Origin of the sequence: Streptomyces canus, from assembly GCF_001514145.1 — a bacterium.
GTDB lineage: Bacteria > Actinomycetota > Actinomycetes > Streptomycetales > Streptomycetaceae > Streptomyces > Streptomyces canus.
The window spans coordinates 1-24,042 of the sequence record NZ_KQ948685.1; the positions used below are offsets into that span (position 1 = coordinate 1).

The 24,042-nt window shown below is 69.1% G+C and carries 21 protein-coding genes and 2 pseudogenes; 12 read left to right on the forward strand and 11 right to left on the reverse strand.

Annotation, left to right across the window (positions count from 1 at the left end):
* Position 1: 1 nt before the first annotated feature.
* From AQJ46_RS55885 to AQJ46_RS48250, 5 genes and pseudogenes are all read right to left on the reverse strand, one after another.
* On the reverse strand, positions 2–3,289 hold the full coding sequence (locus tag AQJ46_RS55885; RefSeq protein WP_059211714.1) for an NACHT domain-containing protein: 3,288 nt from the start codon (positions 3,287–3,289) through the stop codon (positions 2–4).
* A 531-nt stretch (positions 3,290–3,820) separates the two neighbouring features.
* Positions 3,821–4,354, reverse strand: a pseudogene (locus AQJ46_RS48235) (transposase); the annotation flags it as partial.
* 536 nt (positions 4,355–4,890) lie between these two features.
* Positions 4,891–6,519: pseudogene (locus AQJ46_RS48240) on the reverse strand (ISAzo13 family transposase).
* A gap of 98 nt (positions 6,520–6,617) precedes the next feature.
* A complete protein-coding gene (locus AQJ46_RS48245; RefSeq protein ID WP_059211715.1) occupies positions 6,618–7,385 on the reverse strand; it encodes an IS5/IS1182 family transposase in 768 nt (255 codons plus the stop codon).
* Positions 7,386–7,392: 7 nt separating this feature from the next.
* Complete coding sequence (locus AQJ46_RS48250; protein WP_059211716.1) at positions 7,393–8,076, reverse strand: HAD family hydrolase; 684 nt, start codon at positions 8,074–8,076, stop codon at positions 7,393–7,395.
* A 181-nt stretch (positions 8,077–8,257) separates the two neighbouring features.
* Here AQJ46_RS48250 and AQJ46_RS48255 point away from each other — a divergent pair, with 181 nt between their 5' ends.
* The 5 genes from AQJ46_RS48255 to AQJ46_RS58060 all read left to right on the forward strand — a co-directional run bounded on the left by AQJ46_RS48255 (position 8,258) and on the right by AQJ46_RS58060 (position 11,576).
* Complete coding sequence (locus AQJ46_RS48255) at positions 8,258–9,145, forward strand: IS5 family transposase (RefSeq protein WP_063803955.1); 888 nt, start codon at positions 8,258–8,260, stop codon at positions 9,143–9,145.
* Between the two features lie 76 nt (positions 9,146–9,221).
* Positions 9,222–9,551: a hypothetical protein gene (locus tag AQJ46_RS48260; protein ID WP_059211717.1), complete on the forward strand. Its 330-nt coding sequence runs from the start codon at positions 9,222–9,224 to the stop codon at positions 9,549–9,551.
* A 140-nt stretch (positions 9,552–9,691) separates the two neighbouring features.
* Positions 9,692–9,946, forward strand: a complete 255-nt coding sequence (locus AQJ46_RS48265) for a hypothetical protein (protein ID WP_059211718.1) — start codon at positions 9,692–9,694, stop codon at positions 9,944–9,946.
* A 63-nt stretch (positions 9,947–10,009) separates the two neighbouring features.
* On the forward strand, positions 10,010–10,972 hold the full coding sequence (locus AQJ46_RS48270; RefSeq protein ID WP_225887632.1) for a hypothetical protein: 963 nt from the start codon (positions 10,010–10,012) through the stop codon (positions 10,970–10,972).
* 25 nt (positions 10,973–10,997) lie between these two features.
* On the forward strand, positions 10,998–11,576 hold the full coding sequence (locus tag AQJ46_RS58060; protein ID WP_059211720.1) for a hypothetical protein: 579 nt from the start codon (positions 10,998–11,000) through the stop codon (positions 11,574–11,576).
* 34 nt (positions 11,577–11,610) lie between these two features.
* Here the strand turns inward: AQJ46_RS58060 and AQJ46_RS48280 are convergent, their stop codons facing one another.
* Positions 11,611–11,835, reverse strand: coding sequence for a hypothetical protein (locus AQJ46_RS48280; RefSeq protein WP_159064218.1), 225 nt, complete (start codon positions 11,833–11,835; stop codon positions 11,611–11,613).
* A 162-nt stretch (positions 11,836–11,997) separates the two neighbouring features.
* Positions 11,998–13,542, reverse strand: a complete 1,545-nt coding sequence (locus AQJ46_RS48285) for an MFS transporter (RefSeq protein ID WP_059211722.1) — start codon at positions 13,540–13,542, stop codon at positions 11,998–12,000.
* A gap of 72 nt (positions 13,543–13,614) precedes the next feature.
* Here AQJ46_RS48285 and AQJ46_RS48290 point away from each other — a divergent pair, with 72 nt between their 5' ends.
* A complete protein-coding gene (locus tag AQJ46_RS48290) occupies positions 13,615–14,664 on the forward strand; it encodes an Lrp/AsnC family transcriptional regulator (RefSeq protein WP_063803956.1) in 1,050 nt (349 codons plus the stop codon).
* 671 nt (positions 14,665–15,335) lie between these two features.
* Complete coding sequence (locus tag AQJ46_RS48295) at positions 15,336–15,548, forward strand: hypothetical protein (RefSeq protein ID WP_059211724.1); 213 nt, start codon at positions 15,336–15,338, stop codon at positions 15,546–15,548.
* A gap of 149 nt (positions 15,549–15,697) precedes the next feature.
* On the opposite strand, the gene AQJ46_RS58660 is transcribed toward AQJ46_RS48295, so the two are convergent.
* Positions 15,698–15,808: a hypothetical protein gene (locus AQJ46_RS58660; protein WP_263972918.1), complete on the reverse strand. Its 111-nt coding sequence runs from the start codon at positions 15,806–15,808 to the stop codon at positions 15,698–15,700.
* On the opposite strand from AQJ46_RS58660, the gene AQJ46_RS55890 reads away from it, so the two are divergent.
* Positions 15,807–16,172 (forward strand): 3'-5' exonuclease family protein, encoded by a 366-nt coding sequence (locus AQJ46_RS55890; protein ID WP_159064219.1) that lies wholly within the window; start codon positions 15,807–15,809, stop codon positions 16,170–16,172. The genes AQJ46_RS58660 and AQJ46_RS55890 overlap by 2 nt on opposite strands.
* A gap of 159 nt (positions 16,173–16,331) precedes the next feature.
* On the opposite strand, the gene AQJ46_RS48305 is transcribed toward AQJ46_RS55890, so the two are convergent.
* Positions 16,332–16,634 (reverse strand): hypothetical protein, encoded by a 303-nt coding sequence (locus tag AQJ46_RS48305; RefSeq protein ID WP_059211726.1) that lies wholly within the window; start codon positions 16,632–16,634, stop codon positions 16,332–16,334.
* Between the two features lie 194 nt (positions 16,635–16,828).
* Here AQJ46_RS48305 and AQJ46_RS48310 point away from each other — a divergent pair, with 194 nt between their 5' ends.
* Positions 16,829–18,112 carry a pentapeptide repeat-containing protein gene (locus AQJ46_RS48310; RefSeq protein ID WP_059211727.1) on the forward strand — a complete coding sequence of 428 codons (1,284 nt, stop codon included), beginning with the start codon at positions 16,829–16,831 and terminating at the stop codon, positions 18,110–18,112.
* Positions 18,113–18,212: 100 nt separating this feature from the next.
* Here AQJ46_RS48310 and AQJ46_RS48315 read toward each other — a convergent pair whose 3' ends face one another.
* On the reverse strand, positions 18,213–18,884 hold the full coding sequence (locus AQJ46_RS48315; protein ID WP_059211728.1) for a hypothetical protein: 672 nt from the start codon (positions 18,882–18,884) through the stop codon (positions 18,213–18,215).
* Between the two features lie 87 nt (positions 18,885–18,971).
* Entirely contained in the window at positions 18,972–19,115 is a 144-nt protein-coding gene (locus AQJ46_RS55895; RefSeq protein WP_159064220.1) for a hypothetical protein, read from the reverse strand.
* 884 nt (positions 19,116–19,999) lie between these two features.
* Here AQJ46_RS55895 and AQJ46_RS48320 point away from each other — a divergent pair.
* The 3 genes from AQJ46_RS48320 to AQJ46_RS48330 are packed head-to-tail and all read left to right on the forward strand — an operon-like array spanning position 20,000 to position 23,993.
* Complete coding sequence (locus AQJ46_RS48320; protein WP_059211729.1) at positions 20,000–22,582, forward strand: DnaB-like helicase C-terminal domain-containing protein; 2,583 nt, start codon at positions 20,000–20,002, stop codon at positions 22,580–22,582.
* On the forward strand, positions 22,582–23,154 hold the full coding sequence (locus tag AQJ46_RS48325; protein WP_059211730.1) for a hypothetical protein: 573 nt from the start codon (positions 22,582–22,584) through the stop codon (positions 23,152–23,154). The genes AQJ46_RS48320 and AQJ46_RS48325 overlap by 1 nt, the downstream gene beginning before the upstream one ends.
* Positions 23,155–23,204: 50 nt before the next feature.
* A complete protein-coding gene (locus tag AQJ46_RS48330; protein ID WP_059211731.1) occupies positions 23,205–23,993 on the forward strand; it encodes a hypothetical protein in 789 nt (262 codons plus the stop codon).
* Positions 23,994–24,042: the final 49 nt, after the last annotated feature.

Here is a 24,042-nt window from a genome sequence, read left to right on the forward strand (position 1 = left end):
CTTACTGGTGTGTACGGGTGACCAGCAGGATTTGGTTGGGGGAGGGCTGATTGTGGGTGGTCAGGCTCTGCCATGTCAGGTGCAGCAGTGCTGCTTCCTCGGGGTGCTGGTCTGTGACACACAGGACTGCGGTGGCGGCCAGAAGGGCTGTGCGAATGCAGGCCAGCACGTGCGGATGGCCGGGCAGTCTGCGGTCGCGGACTGATAGCAGAAGTTCCAAGGTCTGCTCGACCAGCAGCTGCGCCTGCGGGAGTAGCTCCTGCCGAGTGCCGCGCAGAGCTCCTCGGAGGAGATCGTGGACCTGAGCCAGGGTGCTGGCTGGATCTTCTGGTGCCTGTCGCTCAGAGGAAAGGCGATCAGTCCCGGTGCGAACCAAGAGATCGTCGAGCCTCGTGAGCTGGAAAGGGGGTTCCGCATCGGCGGAACCCTTAAAGACAGCGAACAGGGTGCGGAGAGCGGCGAACGCGACCCTCAGCGCGCTGGCATGAGGGCTGAAGTCAAGGTCGAGATCGGGGTCGTGGGCGAGAGCGATGGCGAGGTCAAGGTCGTGCGCGAGGGTGATGGCGGGCTCGGGGACGGGGCCGTGGGCGAGAGCGTGGGCGAGGTCAAGGTCGTCGGCGACGGCGACGGCGGGCTCGTGGTCGAGGGCGTGTGCCAGGGCGGGGTCGAGAGCGCGGGCGAGGTCAAGGTCGTGTGCCAGGGCGGGGATGAGGTGGGGAGTGGGGTCAGGAGCGAGGTCGAGGTCGGGGGCGAGGTCGGGGGCGAGGTCGAGGATCAGGTTGAGGGCGAGAGCGAGGGCGGGGGCGGGGGCGGGGGCGAGGGCGAGGTCGGGATCGGGGTAGGAGGGGAAGTCGGGGTCGGGGTCGAGGTCGATGCCGAGGGCGAGGGCGAGGTCGTGGCCGCGAGCCTGGGCGCGGGCGCGGGCGGGATCGAGGTTGTGGTCGAGGGCGAACACGCGGATGAGGTCGCGGGTGAGGTCGCGGACGCGGGTGAGGTCGACGCCGCCGTCGCGGGCAAGGGCGCTGACGAGGGCGCGGATGAGGGCGAAGCTGCGGTCGAGGGCTGGGTCCAGTTGGGTGATGACAGGACCCCTGTGGAGTTCAGGGGGTGTTTTGAAGGCGGTGGCGATCACTCCGGTCCACTCCTCCACGCGTCTGCGTTGTGAGGGTCGAATGGCCCAAAGGCGCAGGTAGCGCGTAATCCGCTGCCGGTCGGCTGCGGGGAGGCTGTGGATCTGGCCGGGGCTGGGGGTGTAGGGCCAGGGGACTCCGGCGGGCTGGTGGAGCAGGGCGCGGGTGTCGCTGTGGGCCCAGACGGTATGGCGGGTCAGGTCGGCTGCCATCTCGGCGGCGGGATCAGCCAGTTCTTCGGGGGTGGGCAGCCGGTAGGAGCTGTCCCCGGTGATGGTGTTGAGCCAGGTGATGAAACGTTCGGCGTCCCCGGCGTGCATACCGGTGGCCGATGCTTCGGTGTCGGTGAGGTTCGAAGAGCGGGGGTGATGGCGTCCTTCGGCTTGTTCATCGTGGACGAACTGGCGGTACAGGGAGCGGGGAACGGGCCGGGCGCACAGAGCGGCACTGTCGCTGACAGCGATGGTCTCGTGCAGGGTGCGGGTGGCGCGGATGCCGATGAGCAGGCGCCGGCGTGCGGGGTCCTGGCCGGTCTCGGGGGACTCCAGCAGGGCTGTCAGGCGCTCGCGGGTGGTGAGGTCGACGGTCCGGGCCTGCTCGGCGCAGTCGTAGGCGAGGGCCAGGGCGGAAACGGTGCTGGCGTCCAGGCAGGCGGTGATCACGGCGGTGGCGTCGTTGCCGGCGGCCCACAGCCGGATCGTCTCGCGCCACCACGGGTTGGTGACGTTTCCGGTCAGCAGAGTGATGTCGGTGTGCTGGGTACCGAGCTGGGCGGCGGCGAGGTATTCCTGCAGGGTCAGGTGGGCGAAGCCGTAGACGCCATGCTCGCGCTCGACCAGCAGGCCACTCTTGCACGCCTCATCGAGGAACACCTCGCCCTCGACATTGCCGGGAACCTGCTGCAGAGGGTGGCGGATCGCCTCGACGGCCTCGTGCAGCGGCCAGTCCCGGACGTTCGCTTCCATCATGGCCAGCGCGAGGTGCTGGACGACGTGCTGCTTGTGCGGCCCGCTCAACCCCGTGGCATCGCTCAGGCCGCGGACTTCAGAGCGGCGGTGCAGCAGCACGTCGCACATCTCCGCATACAGTGCCGCGCGGCTGCCCGGCAGCTGGCCGCGGTAGCGGTGCACGTTCGCGGTCATCGTCAGCAGCAGCGGGTTCGCCGCCAGATCGTATAGCGCCGGCCTGTCCCGCAGCCGAGCCAGCAGATCCTCCGCATTGCGGCGCGCGGCGGCGCGCACTTCGCTTTCGGCGCCGTCGCGGGCCCGCCGCTCGATCGCGTACGACCACTGGTGCACAAACCGAGAGATCTGCTCCCTTGTGAACCGCCGCACCTGCAGGACCTCAGCCTCCGGCAGCGGATTGGACTGGTAGCCGTGCGGACGCGAGGTCACTACGTACAGGGTGCGGGGATGACGCTGGATCTGCCGTTTGATCCAGTCCACCACTCGGGCCCGGTCCTTCGCCGCGGCGACCTCGTCCAGCCCGTCCAGCAACACAACGCACCGGCCGCGATCGAGCCTGTGTTCCAGCCAGTTGGCCGGCACCTTTCCTTCCAGCCACCCGGCCGACACCGCCACCGTGCTGAGCGACGGCGGATCGTCGGCCAGCAGCGCCGTAGCGTGGTCACGTAGATACAGCAGGACCGGAAGCCGCCGTCCACGTGGCCGCCACCGGCCTTCACACAGGCCGAGCGCGGTGTTCCGGGCCAGGGTGGTCTTGCCCGACCCTGGTCCGCCGACCACCGCCAGGGCTCGGCCGCCCGTGCTCCGCTCCGCCTGCCGCATCATCGACTCCAGACTGCGGCGCTGCCCCGGTACCGCCGCGTCCTCTCCCGGTACCACCGGGCCCACATACGGTTCCCCGGCGGTGGCATGCAGCGGTTTGGGCACCAGGCTGACGTCGACGTACACCTGACGCATCCGAAGCACGTACTCGCCCTGCGTGGCGATGCCCACGGTCTCCATGTTGCGCACGTTCGCCCGCAACTGTCGTAGATATACCCGTTTGATACTGGACCCCCGCCGCTGCAGCCAGTGGTCGACGGCGTCAGCCGCCAGCTGCACCCGTCGGCCGCGCAACTCCGTCACCACGTCACCGGCGAACGCCACGGCGAAGGCGGCCACCTCGTAGGCAAGCAGTGCGGCGGCCGCAATCACCGGGTGGTGCCTAACCGCTGACCAGAACGTGGCGATACCAGCGGCAGGGATGAGCTGGGCCAGTCCCGCCAGCCCAAGACGCCGTAGTTCTGAAACCTTGCCCGCCACGGCATCCCCCCGGGTGACCGTTCGTGAACTGGATTCGTATCTGCCCTCTTTTCATACAGGCAGTGACGTCACTCCCACCCCGTCTTGACGAGAATCACCTGCGGGATTGCGAGCCGGCCCCGACCAGATGACCGACCACGATCACGAAGCCCTCCCGGACTGCTCGCCCGCCTACCAACGAATCTGCAGGCCACTACGCTGTTCCGGTCGTGGTGGGGGAGGCCGACATCCCCCCTACGCCCCCGAGTCCACGCCCAAGCAGGAAGAAGAAGAGAAGTGGGTGGGTGGGACAGGCCCCGGGCGCGGGCGAGAGGGACCAGGCGCCTGGAGGTGTTGCATTTTATTTGCGGATACGAGATCGATTTGCGCGCCACCCTAGTTCGCCAGCCTTCACTCCTGCCCGCCAGGGTGTCGGTATCGGCGGCCGTCGGCCCAGACGTAGACGTAGTCGCTGGTGGACAGATCGCGCTCGCTGAACGCGGCGTGGTCGGCCTGCCATTGCTGGGTGAGGCGGGTGACCGTCGCCGGTGAGATCCCGGCCGTCGACCCGAGGAACTGCTCCAGGGCGGGCACGAAGTCGCCAGAGGACAGGCCGTGCAGATAGAGCAGGGGCAGCACCTCGCTGATCTTCGGGGACTTGCGGCACCACGGCGGCAGGATCGTCGAGGAGAACCGCTTGCGCTCGCCGGTGCTCTCGTCGACGCGCTTGTCGTTGACCCGCGGGGCCTTCACCTCGACCGCCCCGGCCGCGGTCGTGACCTTCCTCGCCTGGTGATAGCCATTGCGGACCACCAGACGGTGCCCGTGCTCATCCCGCTTGTCGGCCAACTCGGCTATATAGGCGTTGACTTCAGCTTCCAGCGCGGCGGCCAGCATTCGCCTCGCGCCCTCGCGAACGATGTCGTCGATCAGGCGGCCGGTCCCGGTCGTTCCATCGGCATTCACTACGCTCAGCACGGGCGTGCCTTCCCGACCGACGGTGCAACGTCGGCCTACTCGATGACCAGAAGTCGATCACTCGGGAAGGTACGCCCTTCGCGTCCAATCCGAGGCCGATCCACAAGTCATGAGCATTGCTCCAGAGGGGATCGAGGACAGCGGACACCTTTGGTGGTGTCGTCCGCGTGGGGGTGGTGAGCGCCTCGCGGTCGGCGGTCCTGCGGCTCTCTGCTTGAGAGCGACCATTTGGGGCTTCGACCTGGCCCAGGGTGGCGTGTTCAGCGTCGCAGCGATCGGCGCGGGTGTTGTCCCGGATGTATGACTGGTAGTCATCGGTACTGTCTCCGGCGTGAGTTCGACATGGAGGGCGGGACAGTGACAGAACGCGGGTGCTTGCGTCTCGTCCTGGCGGGCAAGGCTCCTTCACCCGGTAGGGCCGGAAGCCCGGGGTCCGGACAGCACCGACCGAGAGGAAAGATTCCGGGGCACGACGAAGGCCCGGACACCTGGTCCGGGCCTTGCTCTGTAAAATGTCCCTAAGGGCTTGCAGATCATTAACACGTTGTCTTGATCATGCTGCTGGTGTCGTTGCCCAGGGCTCGAACCCGAGCCTGGAGGGCTGTGAGGGCAGAGGGCGGAGTGGCCGCCGGCGGGATGACGATGCTGTGCGCCTTCAGCAGCGTCCTGATCTTCAGCAGGGTGCGGTGCATAGCGGTCCGACTGCTGTCGAAGAGCACGGCGAGGGGTTCCGCGGCCAGGGCGACCCGCAGGTGAAGGACAGCTGCCAGGATCTGGTCGGGGAAGGCGAGCCGGGGCGGGCGGCCGCGCTTGACGTCGCTGTGGAGGGCCAAAGTGTCGGTGAGATCGCTCAGTTGCTGCCGGGACATGCCGGTCAGGGCGGGGTCAGACAGGAGAGCGTGGTCCCACTCAGGGGCCGGCATCTGCGGAGCCCGGTGTGCTGGGATGGCTGGGCAGGGCTGGGGGTGCAGGGCATAGTTCCAGTCGCCGTGGAAGGTGTGTCGAGTCAGTGGCAGGGACGCCATCTCCGCGTCGCCGATCTGGACTCCGGTGGGGTAGACGTTGGTGTCCAGCTCGGCCATGACACGCAGTCCGGTGCGGGTGGTGGTCGCGGCGATGGACTGGACAATCACTTCATGGCTGGTCAGCGGGCGGCCGCGCCAGTTCATGGTGATGTGCGAGAAGAGCCGGTGCTCGATCTTGTTCCACTTCGATGTGCCCGGCGGCAGGTGGCACACGGTGATCGTCAGACCTGTTTCGGCCGCGAGCCGGGCGAGTTCGAGCTTCCAGGCCCGGGTGCGGTAGCCGTTCGAGCCGCCCGCGTCGGCGGTGATGAGCAGTCGGGTCGCCTGCGGGTAGGCGACCCGCCCCTGGCCGCACCACCAGCGGCGGATCGATTCCACCGCGAATGCGGCGGTGTCGTGATCGGTGCCCACGTTGACCCAGCCGGTGTTCGCCGCCAGGTCGTAGATGCCGTACGGGACGGCCTTGCCCAGCTGGGGGTCGCGAAGTCATGGATGTTCACCGGCGCCGGATCAGCCGCAGGCCGCCACTGGCGGCCGTTGTTCTTGAACTCGCCGACGAGCTCCTTCTTCTTGGTGTCCACGCTGATCACCGGCTGGCCGGCGTCCCGGTGATCACGGGCCTGCTCGTTGAGATAGCGGAACTGGGCATCTCGGTCGGGATGTTGGCTTCCCTCGATGGTCTTGGCGTTGGCCTGCAGGCTGAAGCCTTCCTCCCGCAGCAGGTCGGCGACGGTGTCCGACACTGACTTTGTGTCCGGTCCGGGCGAGCTCCCGCGCCAGCGTGCGGGTCGACTTCACCGTCCACCGCAGTGGCGACATCGGATCGCCTCGCTCGTCCGGCTCGACAAGCGCCAGGAGAGCCGGCCGCAGCCCCGGATCGAGATCTGCGACCCTCTTGCGGCCTCCGCCCGGCCGCCGCACCCGCCCCAGAGGCTCCTCGCCGGCCTCCAACTCGGACACGCCCTTGCGGACCGTGGTCTCACTCACCGAGGCCGCCCGCGCGACGGCCCGAACACCACCGTGTCCCAGAGCACGGGCCTCTGCGGCCATCAGCAGCCGTCGCTGCCGCTCATCCAGATGCCGGAACAACACCCCGAACTTCATGGTGAGTTGGGCACAGATCTCGTCCGGGATGCGCATACCACATCAACGAGCCATGGGACGGGAAGCAACACCTTGATGATCTGCAAGCCCTAAGAGCTGTCCCGCAAAGATCTTCGGTGTGCGACGGCTGCCGCCTATGTTGCGAGGGTGAGGTTGTGTAGGCGGGCGATGCCGAGCATGGCGTGGTGTACGCCGTCGCCCTTGAGGCGGCAGTCGCGCAGGATCTTCCAGGTCTTCATGTGGGCGAAGGCATGCTCGACGCGGGCCCGGACCTGTTTGTGCGAGCGGTTGTGCTCCTGTTTCCACTCGGCGAGTTCCTCGCCGGCCCGGCGACGGTGCGGCATCACGAGTCCGGTCCCGGGGTAGCCGCCGTCGGCGATCGTCATGGTGTGGCCGACGGCGGCCTTCGCGCCGGACTCACCCCATGCCTTGCAGTCGTTGCGGTTGCCCGGCAGCGGCTGTCCTACCACAACGACCAGCCGGGTGTCGGCGTCGATAACGACCTGATGATTGGTGGAGTACCGATAGTTTTTCGACTGCTCGGCAACCCCGTGGTCGCGGGTCGGAACCAAGGTGCCGTCCACGATGAGCACGGCCTCCTTCGCGAATCGGCGCCGAGGCTGCAGGGCCAGCAGCGGTCCGAGATGATCGATGATGCGATCGACCGCGGACTTCGAGATGCCGAACAGCGGGGCGAGCTGGCGCATCGTCAAGTTCGTGCGCCAGTACGCCGTGACCAACAGTGTCCGATCGTCCAGCGACAAGCCCCACGGCCGACCCCGGTGGTGAGTATCGACACCGGCGCGACGCAACACCGTCACCAACTTCGCGAACTGGCGCGGGCTCAGCCCGGTGAACGGGGCTATCCAAGACGACTCCGACGCCGTGATCACACCAGCCATGGCAAGATCATTCCACTGGCGCTGATCCCTCCGGCCGAGGGCGGGTTCCGGATGTGAAGGCGAGAATGTCGAGGACCGCTGCGCGCAGCCTCCCGAAGTGCCGGTGCACGCCGTCGACGGCGACGGGAGTGTTGACTCCCCACACCGTCATGCCGGCACGCAGCCCGGACTGCACCCCGGAGGGGGCGTCCTCGATCACCAGACAGTCCTCGGGCTCGGCACCGAGTCGCTTGGCAGCCAGCAGATACGGGACGGGTGAGGGCTTGCCTTCCTCGACGGAGGCGGCATCCACGATGACATCCGGCACTGGCAAGCCGGTCCGGGCGAAGCGTCCGCGTACCCGGTGGTCGTAATTCGACGTCACCAACGCCCACGCTGTGGAGGGCAGAGCGTTCAGCAGCTCAGCCGCGCCATCGAAGGCCGTATATATGCCGGACCGCACATCCTCATCCTCCAGATCGTGCAGCGCGGCCAGGCACTCCCGTGGATCGCGGTCCGGAATGACCTGCGCAAAGGTCTCCATCGGCCTCGTCCGCAGCGCCACTTGGTAGACCTCGTCGGGATCCAGCCCGTATCGCTCCGCCCACGCGCGCCAAACCTGGCGCTGGTTGTCCACGGCATCGATCAACGTGCCATCGACATCAAACAGGACATACTTCTTGGCTCCGGGCGGAACAGGTTCACCGATCACGTCCCGATCATGCCATCAGGCCCTCGAGCAGGAAGTTTGCGGGACAGCCCTTAGCTGGTCGAATGCCAGTAAGGGAGTCGGAGACCTTCCGTCTACTCGCGCGCTTTCCGGGAGCGGTTGAGTGTGGCGCGCGGGTGACTGGCTAGGCCGTGTTTTAGAACCGGGCCTGTGGCCATGCCTCATGTTGGATGATCGCGGTGTGGGGCGTGGGGATCTCTCGGATGAGCAGTGGGCGGTGCTGGAACCGTTGTTGCCCGTTGTGCAGGTCGGTAGGCCGTCAGCGTGTCGACGGAGGCTGATTGACGGGATCCGCTGGCGGGTGCGAACCGGTGTGCCGTGGCGGGATCTGCCGGTGGAGTACGGGCCGTGGCAGACGGTCTATGGGCTCTTCCGCCGCTGGCAGCGGGCCGGTATCTGGGCTTTGGTGCTGACCGGGCTGCAGGCCAGGGCCGATGCGGCCGGGCTGATCACGTGGGAGGTGAACGTCGATTCCACGATCTGCCGGGCACACCAGCACGCCGCTGGTGCCCGCCGGGAGGGGCGGGCCCAGAAGGAGCCGCCCGGCGGGGTCGGCTGCGAGCCGGACGACCACGGACTCGGGCGGTCCCGGGGCGGCTGGACGAGCAAGATCCACCTGGCCTGCGACCAGGACCAGCGACCGTTGTCGCTGCTGGTCACAGCGGGCCAGCGAGGAGACAGCCCCCAGTTCGTGACCGTGCTGGAAGGCATCCGGGTGCCGCGGGCGGGTCGGGGCCGTCCGCGCAGACGGTCTCTGCGGGTGCGAGCAGACAAGGCGTACTCCTCGCGTGCCAACCGCGCCTACTTACGGCGGCGCGGCATCCGGTGCACCATCCCGGAACCGGCTGATCAGGCCGGTCATCGTAAGCGCGGGGGAAGCAGTGGTGGGCGGCCTCCGGGCTTCGACCGTGAGGACTACAAGGCCCGGCATGCCGTCGAGTGCGGCATCAACCGGCTCAAGCGCAACCGGGCGGTGGCCACACGGTTCGACAAACTCGCCGTCCGCTTCGAGGCCACGATCCACCTCGCCGCAATCAACGAATGGCTGTGACCACACGGGGCTGCCGCCTCCCATGTCATCCTGACGGCAGCTTCTGGGCAGCACGTCGGTATCAGGGGGACAACGGATCGTGGCGGCAACCTACTGCGCCGACAGCGAGAACGGGGACCACATCGACGACCCGTCCGAGGACGCCCTGTTCGAGCTCATCAGCGAACTCGACGACACGGACAACACGTTCATCGTCATTCAGCCCGACGAGGACGACCCCGTCTGGTTCGCCTCTGTGGCCGTCTGCGACGAAGGCGGCTATGAGATCGTCCTGCGCGACAGCACACGACGCGAACACAAGGTCACCACCGAAACAGACGTCGGTGCGATCGCCAACGACCTCATCATCTGGCTGGCCGCCCGCAACTTTCCCGGACGACCAACCCAGCACACCAGCACCTTCTAAAACACGGCCTAGCTGCGTCGGCCGTGATCACGGCGGTGGTCAGTGCGGTGACGTCGTTGGCAGAGAATGCGGCCACTGGTCAGGACCGGTGGCCGGGTCCGCTCGACCAGGTTCGGCGGCACGCGTGGATTGTCCTGGGCGTGGGGCTGGCCCTGGCCCTGCTGCTGGTGGTGTACACACTGTTCCGCGAGGCCAAGTCTTCGTCGGTGGCCGACGACCCACCACCGCCAGCGCCCCCGGAGATACCGCGGTGGGTCGTCGACCGTGCACAGGTCCGGCAGGTGGCGGCCGCGCTAAGCCGCCGACGGCGGTTGCGGTCGGTGGGGATCACGGCTACGGCCGGACTGCACGGCGCGGGCGGCTTCGGAAAGACCACGCTCGCGGAGATGGTGTAGGCCGACCGACGATTCCAACGCCGCTTCCGTGGGCGGATCTACCGAGTCACCCTCGGGTTGGACGTGCGCAGCCGGACGGAGATCACCGCGAAGGTGGCCGAAGCGACCCGGTTCATCACCGGGGACACCACGGTCTTCGACGACCCGGAGCTGGCCGGCGCGCACTTGGGCCGACTGCTCGACGCCCGCCCGCCAATTCTGCTGATCATTGATGACGTGTGGAGCACCGAGCAGCTCGCGCCGTTTCTGGCCGGCGGCACCAAGTGCCGTCGGTTGAATGCTCGGCGTCCACATCAAGGTCGCCGTCCAGTGGCAGCAGGCATCCGCCGGCGACTGGGCCGCCGACGTCAGCCGCCGTGTCCCGGAGAACCGATGAAACTGCCCATCACCATCCACCAAACGCGCCTCGGAGCAACGGAGTTCAAAGTCATCCGACCTGCCCGGCCACTGGTCCACACCGTGCTCATCGACCACGATCGGCACCTGGACGCCTACCTCGACCAGGACGCCGCGAGGCGAATCGGCGGTCTGTGGACGCTCGCTGCGTCCTCGCCGCGCTCACTGATACACCTGCCGATGCGCGGCAACCAGCCCCCGCCCCACGAGCTGCCTGAGAACGGCACGCGCCAGCTTGATCTCGTGCTGCTGCATCACTCGCTCCAGTTCGCGCCTTCACGCTGGAAGGAAATCCGCGGGCGACTCGGCCCGGGCCGTCCGCAGACAGTGACGCTGCCCGACCCGGGGCACACAGACGACACCGTGATCGACTACGAGGCGAGGCACCACCGGGAGAACCGGGACCTGTTCCACCAGCACCTCCACGCCGAAACCTTGTTCATGACCGGCAGCGCGAAGGTGTTCCGCGAGACTGCCCGGCACTTCTTCGACATCGCTCGAAATGGTCCCGGCTACGTCCCCGTCCACCCGAGCTACCCGCACTTCTGCACAGAGCTCCACTCCAACGACGGCATTCTCGGCAACGCGCGCGAGATGCACATCGAGTACTGCGACCAGTGGGGCTCATGACCCGACAGACAGGACGCCGCCGAGCATGACGTTCCACGATCACCTCCAGAACCTTGCCGAGACCGCCCTCGCAACCATTCCGGTCACCGGCGCCGACGATATCTACGCTCTCTCCTTCCTCATCGACAACGAGGACGACGACCCCCGCCTGCCGACCCTGACGATCGGCTACAACACCGAGGCGCAAGCCCGTCACAGCACCCAGAGCGCCTCCGACCAGGAAGAAGCCCGCTGGAACTACGCCTTCTGGATCCAGAACCAACTGACGGTGATCGGCGACCTCACCAGCGACCCCGACGGAGCCGTGGTTCGCCAGGCCTGGATCAACGAACTCGGACTTTGGTACACCGAGCCCACCGACCCCTCAGCCTGGGCCGCAACCGTCGGGCCGCTCGCCGCCCAGATCGAGGCCCACTTCAACCAGGCGTGCTGTCAGCTCGCCAAAACCCTCCACACAACCGGTGCCATCGAGAGGTACGTCGGCCGATCCGTCCCGGTGATCGTCCACGAGCTCGAGTACTACGAAGGGATCGCCCGGCGGACCGAGGCAGCCAACCCGCCCGGTCTCGCCGACGAGTTCACCGCATGGGTCCGCAGCGGCTGAGGCATTCGGACAGTTCCAATACCCGACTCCACCATTAGGCACCTCCGACTCTGGCTTCCGCGACGAGGTCGAGGCTGAAGAAGCCTTCGCCCGGGGCCAGTTTCTCGCCGAACTGGGCGCCGACGACGACCGGCCGGCTCTGACCGGTCCCGCAGGTGCGGAAGCCGAAGCCCGGCTCGCCGAGCTCGCCCGCCACACGGTCTTCGACGGCCAGGTCGTCACCGACGAAGCCCGCCTGCGCCGTATCCTCACCCGCCACGACACCCACGTGTACCCGGGCGCCTTCATCACCTGCGTCTACAACCCCGCTCGCGCCCTGTGCCGCAGCCCCGAGGCTTCCGCCGATCAACCTGTCATGGCCGACTGTCAGCCGCTGGCCTGCAGAAACACGGGGCCCGAGCCGCCCGCCGCCCCACCCCGCCTACGCCCGCGCCCCCACCCCCTGTCCCGCAGGCTCCGCCGCGCGCTCCGCCGCCGGCTGGCGCAGCAGCAGCGCAACCACCGCCCCGCCGACCACGGCCAGCACACCGGCCACGAGGAAGGTCGTGCCCAGCGCGCCGCCGACGGCCGAGTGGATCGCCGTGTCGAGGGTCGCCCGTGAGCCGACCGGGGCGGCCGCCAGGACTGCGGCGGATCCGCCGCTGGTCACGGCGTGCGCGATCTCCGCGCCGCCCGGCATGAGGGCATCGACCCGAGCGCTGAAGATGCTGCCCAGTACGCCGATGCCCGCCGCGAACCCGAGCTGACGTCCCGTGTTCACCGCGCCGGCGGCCATCCCGCCGCGCTCGCGCGGGACCGCGGCCATCGCCGCGGCGACGACCGTCGGGATCGCGATGCCGGCCCCGACCCCGATCACGGCCAGCCCGGGCAGGACCGCGGCCCATCCGGAGCTGCCGTCGAGGCCGAGCATGAGCAGATCGCCGACGCCGATGACCGCCAGGCCGCCGCCGACCGTCCAGCGGGGCGACGCGCCGTGCAGCACGCGACCCAGGCCGCCGGCCACGAAGAAGGCGATCCCGCTCAGCGGCAGCGTCACCAGACCGGCCGAGATCGCGCCGAGGTCGAGCACGGTCTGCAGCCAGATCGACACGTAGATCAGGCCGGCGAAGGCGGAGATGGAGAGCAGCGCCGCGGCGATCAGCACGAGCACGAACGAGCGGCGGCGCAGCATGGCCAGGTCGAGCATCGGCTCGGCCACGCGCCGCTCGATGGCGACGAACGCGCCCAGCGCGGCGACGCAGACGGCCAGTGCCCCGAGCGTCTGCCCGGAGCCCCAGCCCTCCTCGGCGACCCGCACCAGAGCGAAGGTCAGCGCGGCCGCGGCCAAGGTGAAGGCGCCGCCGCCGGCCCAGTCGATCCGCGGGCGCTGCGGCAGGCGCGACTCGCTGAGCGAGCGCCGGGCCATGACGATCGTCGCCAGACCGATCGGGATGTTGACGAAGAAGATCCAGCGCCAGGAGAGGCCCTGGGTGAGCAGGCCGCCCATGATCGGGCCTGCGGCGACCGCGGCACCCGAGGTCGCGCCCCAGATGCCGAAGGCGGTGCCGAGATCACGGCCGCGGTAGGCCGTGTTGAGCAGGGCGATGGTCGTCGCGAGCATCGCTGCGGCGCCCGCGCCCTGCACGAACCGCGCGGCGACCAGCAGCCCGACGGACGGCGCGATGCCGCAGACCAGCGACGCGGCGACGAACACCGCGAGGCCGACGAGGTAGGTGCGGCGACGACCGACGGCGTCGGCGATCGACCCGACGAGGAGCAGGAGCGCGGCGAGGGCGAGCGCGTAGGCGTCGACCACCCACTGCAGGCCGGTGAACGAGGCGTCCAGCGCGGTCGCCATGTCGGGCAGCGCGACGTTCACGATCGAGACGTCCAGGAGCAGCATGAACGTGCCCAGGCAGACCGCCAGCAGCGGCGTCCAGCGTCCGCGCCCGGGCGCGACAGCGGTGGGAGAAGCGGAAGAAGTCATGCGCCGATGGTCTTGCGCACCCCCGGTCGCGACCGAGCGAATCGGCGTTTCGTGTAGAATCCCGCCACAATCATGCCTGCAGAGACGGAAACTATCACCACCGACGCGCTGGACCGCCGGATCATGAGCGCCCTCCAGTTCGACGGGCGCGCCTCGTTCCGGCGCATCGCCCAGGCGCTCGGCTCCTCGGAGCAGACGGTCGCCCGCCGCTACCGGCGCCTGCGCGAGGCCGGCATCCTGCGCGTCGTCGTCCTCCCCGACCCGCGCGCGTCGCGCGAGAGCCTGTTCGTCCGCATCCGCACGGCCCCGGGCGCCGCGGAGCCGATCGGCAGCGCGCTCGCCCGCCGGCCCGACGTCTCGTGGGTCACGCTCGCCGCGGCCGGGACCGAGGTGATGTGCGCGCTGCGGGCCGACGACCCGCGCGACCGCGACGAGCTCGTCCTGAAGAACCTCCCGCGCCTGAGCCAGGTCACCGACGTCTCGACAGCCTCGCTGCTGCACGTCTTCGCCGAGACCGGCCTGAATGAGTGGCAGGGTTTCGACGCGCGCCTGGACGCCCAGGAGATCGCCGCGCTCGGCGCCCGCTCGCGCCGCCACGTCCCCGTGCGCCGAACCGCCGACGAGCCCGGCCTCACCCCCGACGACGACGCGCTCCTCGCCCCGCTCGCCGCCGACGGTCGCATCTCCTACGCCGCGCTGGCCGCCGCCACCGGGCGCAACGAGAGCGCGGTCGCCCGGCGGGTCGAGGCGCTCCTGGAGCGCGGGATGCTCTTCGTCGACGTCGAGGTCGCCTACGCCCTGATCGGGTTCCGCGCGGCCGCGACGCTCTGGCTCACCGTCGCCCCGGCCGACATCCACCGGGTCGGCAGCGAGATCGCCCTGCACCCGGAGGTCGGCTTCGTCGGCGCCGTGTCCGGCCCGGCCAGCCTCGTCGTCGCCGTCACCTGCCGCGACACCGCCGACCTGTACCGCTACATCACCGAGCGTCTGGCCCCGATCGCCGCGATCCGCCAGCACGAGGTCACGGTCACCGTGCGCCACCTCAAGCAGGCGGGCACCGTCATGGACGGCGACCGCCTGCCGCGCCTCTCGCCGTCGGTCGCGCGTCCGGCGGGAGGGTGACGGTCCTGCCGGTCGCCTGGCCTTGCGTGACTCAGCCGCTTCCGGCGTCCCACATGCCGCGTGCGGCGTCCGCGGGCGGCTCCAGGGCCTGGATGCGGCCGGCCTGTTCGCCTCGCGCCCATCAGGATCAGTACGTGCCGGTCCTCGGTGAGTGCGCGGACGGCGACGGCTTCCTGCTCGGGGGAGAGGTCCATGGGTGGGAGGGTCGCGGGTGAGCGTCGCGGCTATGTTGCATGGACGCCCGCACTGTGATGTGAGACGCATCACAGTGTGTGACGGTGGATCAGTACTTGAGAGGTGCTTGTCGGGCTGCGGCGCAATTGGTCGCGTCTGGTGAAGTGCGGTGCAGGTCAGGGGTGTTGTGGACACGATGTGGGGCGTCTTGTTGTACGCGAGCCCAATAGCGCGCTCGCTGGGGGCCGTTGCCGCAGATCAACACCGATATGGACACCTGCCGCTCACCGTTCACGGCCGCGGTATCGATCAAGCTATCAGCCTCCGCCGAGCGAGGTTATATCTACACTCTCGCTGGTCAGGGGCCCTGTGGATCTGCGGCAAGCTTGGTTCCGAGCTGCTTCGGCCGCTCATGCGGAAGGGCCGCCCCGGGCAGGGGGCGGCCCCGTGTTCCGCGCACCGGTAGTGCATCCAACGGATACGACGGAGGTTCCATCGTGGCAGATCGTCTGACGGCTCCCGAGCTGGAGGGGCCGGACCTGTTCCGGTTCAGGCGTCCCTCGCGGCACAGCATGCGGGTGTTCGGGCTCGGCATGCTGGTGGCGGCCGACCTGGGCGGGCTGGTGCCGCACGGCCCCAGTGCCGCCTGGGCGGTGGCCACGGTCGCGGTGACGGGCCTGCTGAGGGAGTGCGTCCGCAGCGGCAGGTGACACCGGCGGTTTCGGGGCGACGGTGTGCGGCGCCCCGAAACCGCCGGGCTGCGGGGCGGGTCCTTCAGGATCCACCCCGCAGCCCCGTTCCGGAGTCGAGGTGCGCCTCGGCGCTCACCTCCGCGGCCGCGGTTTCTTCGATCAGTCGGTCATGCGCAGACGGGTGCGGGGTGTGCAGTGGGGGCAGTCGTCGAATCGTCGGCGAGGAGGCGGCGTGCCTCCTCGCGGTCGACGGGGCGGTGGCGGATGCCGGAGATCATGACGCAGTCCCCGGCGTGCAGCTGGAGGGGCGGCTTTCCGGCGCGGCCGATGTACCTGGAGGCCGAGGACTCCTGGTTCTGCCTGATGGAGGCGTACAAGGACTGGGTCGGCTCCTTCCGGTGGCTTCGGCTCGGCGGCCGCCACCGCGCCCTGGGCGACTGCGAATCCGCGAGGAGAGTGTTGATCCGGATGTCCAAGGGCCGCGGCTCCACGTTCACGCCGACCGCGCCCGCGGAGGGCGATCCCGTGCCCGGACCGCCCTCCGGGACGGTCCTCGCGGTCACGGAGGTCAGCCCCACCCGCCACGACGAGTTCAACCTGAGTAGTCCTCGAGTTGGCCGTCCGGGACGGGGCTGCCGGTGAGGATGTCCCACTCGTCGCCGCGGTGTACTTGGACGGCGATGTGGATCGTGCCGTCGGGGCGGCTGCGGGTGCCGGGGAGCGGGGATCGGGCTGCGGAGGGTCTCGATGACGGGCGTGAAGGGCCGGCACCGGGCGGCTCTCCTGCGCTGTCCCTGTGTGTCAGCGGACGAGCCGTCGGGCGTCCCAGACGAGGATGGAGGCGCTGCCCAGGTGCCAGGTGGCCAGGTACCGGCCGTCGGGCGAGGTCCGCATGTGGTGGGCGCTGCCGCGGTGGTCCGGGGTGAACTCGCCGAGCAGTTCGCCGGTGTCGGTCCGGTGGAAGCGGACGGTGTCCCCCGGGACGGCGAGCCAGCGGCCGCCACCGCCGACGGCGAACGGTTGCGAGCCCGGGATGTGCAGGCGCTCCCGGCCGCCGGGCAGCGGCCCCCAGGGGCGGCGTGGACGGCCTTGGGCGAAGGTCATCAGCGTTTTGACGCGGTACGAGAGCTCGCGCCGGTATTGGAGGTCCTCGGTGGCCTCTCGGTCGGCTTTGCAGGCGGCGCGCTTGACCTGATCGAGGGTGGGGCCGTCGTACCAGCGGTACGTCCACTCGGAAACGGTCCTCGTATCCCGAGCCCCGCTGCAACCGTGGATCTCCGAGCGTTGTCTCCGACTTCATGACAGCAAACCGACGGCCGCGATCAGCCCCAGATGACCGGGAGCTACGCCTGTGGAAGGTCGGCCGGGCCCTGACCGTCACCTTCGTCGCCGCAGTGCTAGTGGCGGGAGGAATCTTCTACAGCCTGGTGGTCCTTCTGGACTTCCAAGGGATCGACCGCACCACGAAGCTCAACGCGGAGACGCTCTTCGACCTGGTGAAGCTCTCCTTCGGCGTGGTCGCCGGAGCTGGTGCGCTCGTCGCCCTGGTCGTCGCCTACCGCCGCCAGCGCGTCGACGAAGCCGGCGCCCACAGGGAAGCCACCCGGCTGCACACCGAACGCTTTTCCCAGGCCGTCGACAAACTCGGATCCGACTCCCCGGCCGTCCGGCTCGGCGGCGTCCACGCCTTGGCCGGCCTCGCCGACGACGCCCCAGACGACAGCCTGCGCCAGACCTGCATTGATGTTCTGTGTGCCTACCTCCGCCTGCCGTTCCCCACCGATCCCGGCGATCTGCTCGACCCCTTGCCCGACGGCACCTCACCCACCGACGAACGGCGCGACGCCCACCAGGACAAGAAGGACCGACACCGCGCACTTCGCGAGGTCCGGCATACGATCTTGCGCCTTATCGGAGACCGCTACCGCATTCCCGAGGGCACTCACCGCTCCTGGCAGGGCTGCAACCTGGATCTCACCGGGGTCATCATCGGCAGCATCGTGGACTTCGGCGGCGCGACGTTCTCCGGCAGCATCGTGGACTTCGGCGGCGCCACGTTCTCCGGCAGCATCGTGGACTTCGGCGGCGCCACGTTCTCCGACGGCATCGTGCGCTTCGGCGGCGCGACGTTCTCCGACGGCATCGTGCGCTTCGGCGGCGCGACGTTCTCCGACGGCACCGTGAGCTTCGGCGGCGCGACGTTCTCCGACGGCACTGTGAGCTTCGGCGGCGCGACGTTCACCGGCAGCGACATGTACTTCGGCGGCGCGACGTTCACCGGCGGCACTGTGAGCTTCGGCGGCGCGACGTTCACCGGCGGCACCGTCTACGTCGTCAACGCGACGTTCTCCGGCGGCACCGTGAGCTTCGGCGGCGCGACGTTCTCCGGCGGCGGCGTGAGCTTCAGCGACATGACGTTCTCCGGCGGCACCGTGGACTTCGTCAACGCGACGTTCACCGGCGGGAGCATGAACTTCGAGTTCACGGCTGGCCCTGCTCCGGTGGGCCTCCTCGCGGCAGTCGGCACTCCCGTGCCGTCCGAGGTCCGCCTGCGCGCCGACTGGCTTCCTCCTGGCCAGTAAACGGCGAAAGTGGTCCGTCTTCGCACGCCGTTTGTGACTGGGTGACACGGTTCTTACCGGCACGCTCACATCGGTCACGCCGACTTATGCACTACGACGATCACGAGGAGCCGGTGCCGCTTCCGCCGCCTGCGCCCGGTCCAGGCCGCAGGCGGTGACAGATCCTGGCCCACAGGGTGGGCGGCGGCTGCAGGGCGGCGCGGACCGCCCGCCCGAAGGCAGCGACGGCGGCGTCACTGCTGGCGTGGTTCTCGATATTGCTGGCGGCGGCCAGGACGGCCTCGGCGGCGTCGGCTACCTGGGCGTTGGGGTGGCGCAGCAGCGGTGCGGCGGCCGTGGCGAGGCGGAGGAGGGGTTCGCGTACGGCGGCGATCGCCTGGTTACTGGCCCGGCGCTCCCGGCTCAGGAGGTGGGCGACCTCTCCCATCCCGATGGCGAAGCTGAGTCCGTCGGTGCCGCCGGCTACCCGGCCACGGGCTGCGCCGCCGGCGCAGGCCAGGAGGGCGAGGAGGAAACTGCGGCCGCGCGAGGCCGGGCTCTCCCACAGCGTGTGATTGACGATCGCCGCAGCGCGGACATCAGCCATGGCCACGCCCAGAGCGTCGGCCTGGACCTGCAGGGCGGCCCGCTCCTCCTGCCGGTCGGCACGCGCACGGACTCGCTTGGTCAGCCAGAAGGTGAAAAGGGCGGAGAACAGGGCAATGACGAAGGCGCCGATGAACTGGGCGACTGCGTCGGCGTGATCGGATACGCCTTTCATGAGCTGGTGCACGCGCGCAGTCTGACGGGCCGGCAGGTATCCGTTCGGGTCCCGTTGCCGTCCTGCAGCGGAACCCGAACGGGATCGTTGCCCCTCCGGCTACGACGGGTCAGTGTGCGCGCTGGGGTCCAGTTCGGGGTCGGCGCCCAGCGTGTAGGTGTGGTACTCGGCGGAGCCGACGAGTTCCTCGTACATGGCGCGCGCACCGCTGGAGGTGAAGTTGCCGCGCAGCGCGGCCAGCATGTCCAGGGACAGTGCGGCGCACTGATGTTCTTCCGGCAGGCCGGGCCAATCGATCCCGCCACGCGCGATTCCGAGCAGTGAGGGGCCGGGGCCGTGAACCGGCTGCGATCCGGCACGGCCGGGCCGCGCAGGACCGTGCCTGCGCGAGGAGATCCGCTCGGAGTGCGCGTCGCGCAGGCCGTGTCAGGCCGGCAGGGACTTGACCAGTTGGGTCAGGTGATCGATGAAGGCGCCAAAGCGTTCAGGATCCGACTCGTCCAACTCGTTGAGCTCCTGGTTGGTCATCCCCATCAGGGCACGCAGCTCCTGGCCAGGGATCGGCTCGGACGAGGCGAGGCGCCCCTCTCCGGCCTGGAGGGCGGCGCGCTCTTGCTGTAGCCCGTCGCGGTGGTTGGCCTGTCTGCAGGCGGCTGAGTAAAAACGTGGGACCTGCCCGCGCGTAGGACGCCTGTTCCATGTGATCCCGCACCAGGCGCACTCGATTCGCCGAACGACTACAACCACATCTGGCCGAACTGAGCGCACCTGGCCTGCCATCCACGTCTCCTCTGCCTCGAAGTGCCGCAAGAGTTACCGCATGTACAAGGCGGGGTTCGGGTCAACCGCCAAGCGTCACACGCACGAGAGGTGCAGTCGCACTGCTGCATTCGCTTCCTGAGCCCGGGCGTGGAGCTGACCGTCCTGCCTCCCATCCGCGCGGCCGCCGGGATAAGTGACTGCCGGGCCGGTCACGCCTATTGATCAGCTCGGGCACCCCGAACGTCAACCCAGCCACAGAAGAGTCACCAATAATGAGTGAGAAACTTTGAAAACATAGTGCTTCTCTGTACTGAATAGATGAACTGTGATAGATTAGTGGGTAGTTGATTCAATCGGGAGGGTGAGTGAGTCAGTCGCCGCAGGAGGAGAGGGCGGTCAACGCGACCACGGCGCGGAACCAGCTGTACTCGCTGGTGAAGCTCGCCGAGGAGGACGGGCGCACCACGGTGATCACCAAGCACAAGGTGCGTGCCCTGCTGGCGCCGCTGGACCGGTTCCCGGCAGCCCGAAAAACCGATGCCTTCCCGGCTCACGTGCTGAGCGTGGCGCAGAGGGATTTCGGTGACCTTGTCGCGCTGGCGGCGAAGGGGCAGCCGCAGGTGCTGCTGCGGAACACCACTCCGGTCGCGGTGCTGCTCCCCGCCGACCCTCCCTCTGATGCTCCCTCGTCCGATACGGCCGCGGACTCTCGCGCGGCGACCGCAGGAGGTGCGGTGAAGGTCCAAGGCAACCAGGACCGCGGCAGTACGCCGCGCAGGCTCGCCACGCTCGGCGACGCCATCGGTTCCGTCCTCACCGACGGCCCGGCGGACGGTCCCACCTTCGGGCTGCCGGGCCTGGACGCCGCCACGGGCGGTCTGCAGCCGGGACGGCTGACGCTCGTGGCCGCCCGTCCGAGTGTCGGGGGGAGCCTGCTGGGCCTGTCCGCCGCACGCAAGACCGCGCTCGTCGAGCGCCGTACGGTCCTGTACGCGGCCTCGGGCCCGAACCGGGACGACATCTTCCGCCGGATCATCGCCGCCGAGGCTGGTGGCGAGTACGCGCGCCTGAAGCAGGGCCGTCTCACCGAGCATGAGCAGCAGGTCGCCCACCGGCTGGTCCAGGCCGGCGACCTCCTGATGATCGACGACGGCAGTGACCTGAGGGCCGAGGACATCGCGGAGACCGCCCCCCACATGCAAGGCCTGGCCCTGGTGGTCGTGGACCGGCTGCAGGCCGCCCACAGCGCCCGGCTGCCGCTGTCCGGGGACCGTCTCCCGGACGCCTCCCAGGTTCTGGCCACGCTCGCGCGCACCTTGCACGTGCCGGTCCTCGCGATCGTGGACAGCGACGATCCCGAACTCCTGGGTCTCCTGGACGCCGACATCACGCTGACGCTCACGCCGACCGAGGACCCTGCCAAGGTCCAGGTGACGGTCGCGGAACGAGACTTCGGCACGATCGGCTCCGCCTACCTGAAGCCCGACTTGATCCACGCCCGCTTCCTCGACGCCGCCGCGCCCCTCGAGCGCGCCGACAGTCCGGCGGGCCCGGGGCCCGCGGCCGCGGGCGGGACGACGGCGCTGGAACTGGCCGAAGCCGCCCTTCCCTACACGTCCGGCGGGCACCAGGGGATCCCCGCCGCCCTCACCCACGAGCTCGCCGCGTGGCGGACCGCGGTCGCGGGCGGCAACCAGGAAGCCCTGAACGAGATCCTTCCGTCGCTCCTGCAGGCCGCCGCCACGGTCACGCAGTGGCCGGACACCCATGAGGGACACCGTCTCGCCGCAGCCCTGCGCCCCTACGGCACGCCCGAGCCCGCCGACACCACCACCACAGCCGCCGGGCAGTCAGCTGCTGCCGGTGCCGCTGTCCAGGCTGAGGCGGGCAACGGGCAGACCCCGGCCGAGGTGGCGGAGGACGAGGAAGACAACGAGGACGACGAGGACGACGAGGAAGATGGTCTGGCGCCGGAGGATGAGGAGGACGAGCCCGAGGGCCATGTCTTCCCTGCCCTGAAGATCCTCAAGGACTCGGTCGGCCGCTCGAAGATGCACCCGATCCGCGTCATCCGCAAAGAGGAACGCGACAGCGGCCCGTGGCCGCTGATCAGCGAGCACATGGACGGCGAGCCCCGCTGGGTCCACCCCGACGTCACCGCCACCCGCGTTCCCCACATCCGGGCAAACGGCAGGCGCGTGCGCCGCGACCAACTCGACGTGCCCGACTCGTTCGGCGAGGGCGTGCTGTGCCTGATCGACCGCAACGGCTCGTTCCCCTCCGCCTGTTCGGCCGTCCCCCTCGCCCCGAACAAGCTCCTGCACACCGGCTCGCTCGACGCCTACGACAAGGCCGGCGCCGGCATCTACCTCATCGACATCCCCGAGTGGACCCGCACCGACATGCCCCACCCCCTGGGGCGGATCGCCGACCGGCCCGACGAAGACGGCCGAGCGTGGGTCACCACCCCCCACATCAAGCAACTGATGAAGCTCGTGAGGGACAACCACCTTCCGGCAATGCCGACCATCCACGACTCCTGGACCGGCAAGGCCAACGAGTCGCTGTTCAAGCCGTTCTACGAAGCCACCCGAAAGGCACGCACCGAACTCGTCCAGGTCGGCGGCGACCCCTACAAGGCCTACAAGACGCGCCTGTCCATCGCGCTGCGTCTGCTGTGGCCCAAGCGCCCCTCCCAGCGGTCCCCGTTCTGGCGGCCGGACTGGCGCATGAGCATGGTCGCCGAGGCTTCCGTCCGGCACTGGACGGTCGCGTTCAAGGCCGTCCAGGAAGGCCACACCCTCGTTGCACTGCGCAACGTCGACCAGGCCATCTTCTGGACCCCACCCGGCACCCCGCCGTCCACCTACCGGATCGGCACCGGCTTCGGCGAAGTCAAGAGCAAGTTCGTCCAAGCGGGCGAGACCATCCTCGAAGGTGACGACTGATGGCCGGACCCACCGGACGCGGCACCTCCCTCGGCGCCGCCCTCAACGACCTGCTGCGCTCCCAGGTCACCGCACGCCACCGGCTGTCCTCCTACAACGCCAAGCACTGGCACGCCCAGCTCTCCCAGCTCACCGCGACCCACCGCGGGCAGCAGGCCCTCGCCGACGCCGGCCTGAACGTGACGACCAAGACCCTCATCAACTGGCTGTCCGACGCCGAGTACAACATCCGCCGCAACTACCGCGACCTCATCCACACCGCGTACGAAAACGTCGCCATCGTCCCCGCCGACCCCATCCCCGACCACATCAAACGCGGCCAGTACGAGATCAGCGGCCTCGTCACCACCGGCGACGACGAACGCGAACGCGGCACCCGCGACGCCGCACCCCTGCGCATCGACGCCAGCCGCGGCCACTGGGACGCGATCGAAGCCCTCTGGCTCGCCGGCGAACTCACCGACGACGAGTTCGAGGACCACTTCATCGACGACGTCATCGTCGAAGACATCGGCGAAGGCACCGACGGCTGGCAGTTCACCGGCGGCTCCTACTCCGTCGAACTCCGTTAACAGCCCGCACCAGCGGCCGAACTACACGTTGCAGCAGGGGGAGCCACCTCATGAGCCACCATCCACCACGGCGGCCCTTACCGCTGATCGCCGTACACGCCGAGACGGCCTCGAACGCCGAGCAGCGGGTGACCGAGCTGCTCGGCGCCGCGGGCGCAAGCCCTGGTGAGGTACACACCCTCATCGCGGCCATCCGCGCCGGCGCCGTGGAAGGCGCTCAGGGCGAAGTCATCACGCTGGACACGCAAGCCCCCGCCGACACCAGAGACCAGGTCCAGGAGGGCTGGCATCGCGCCGTCGAGACGATCTCCGAGCGACTCGCCCACATCGCCGACCGCACCGTCCACCAGGCACGAACGGCGGCCGCCGTCATGGAGACACGGCCAGTCACATCCGAGTCGGAACCAAACTCCCTGCCCACCCCGGTCGACCAGGTGGGGGAGGAGCAGGTGCAGCAAGTCCTCGAGGCAGCCGAGCGGATCTTCGTGTCCCTGACCGGCTACACGGGCTTCGACCGCGACCTGTCCCAGGAGATCCTCGCAGTCGTCCTCAAGTCCGTCAGCGCCGAGCAACAGCAGGACTACGTCCAGCAGTTGGAGGCCTTCGCCGAAGCCAGCCGTGAACGCCTCGCGCAGCTGTACGGGAAGTACGGGCCAGGCGGAAAGTTCGCGGACGAGAGCCACTGCTACCTGACCCATCAGCCCGAAAGCGTCGTGGTCTGCGAGCGACTGGACACCGTCCCGATGTGGCTCGAAGCGGTGTGGAACGACGAACTCGACGCCGAGCTGACACTGGAGCGCTTCACCAAGTACTGGCGTTTCGGTCTGGGTCCCTCATGAGCGGAACCGGCGGTCGCACTCTTGACCCACGTCGACTCGACGGCGACTT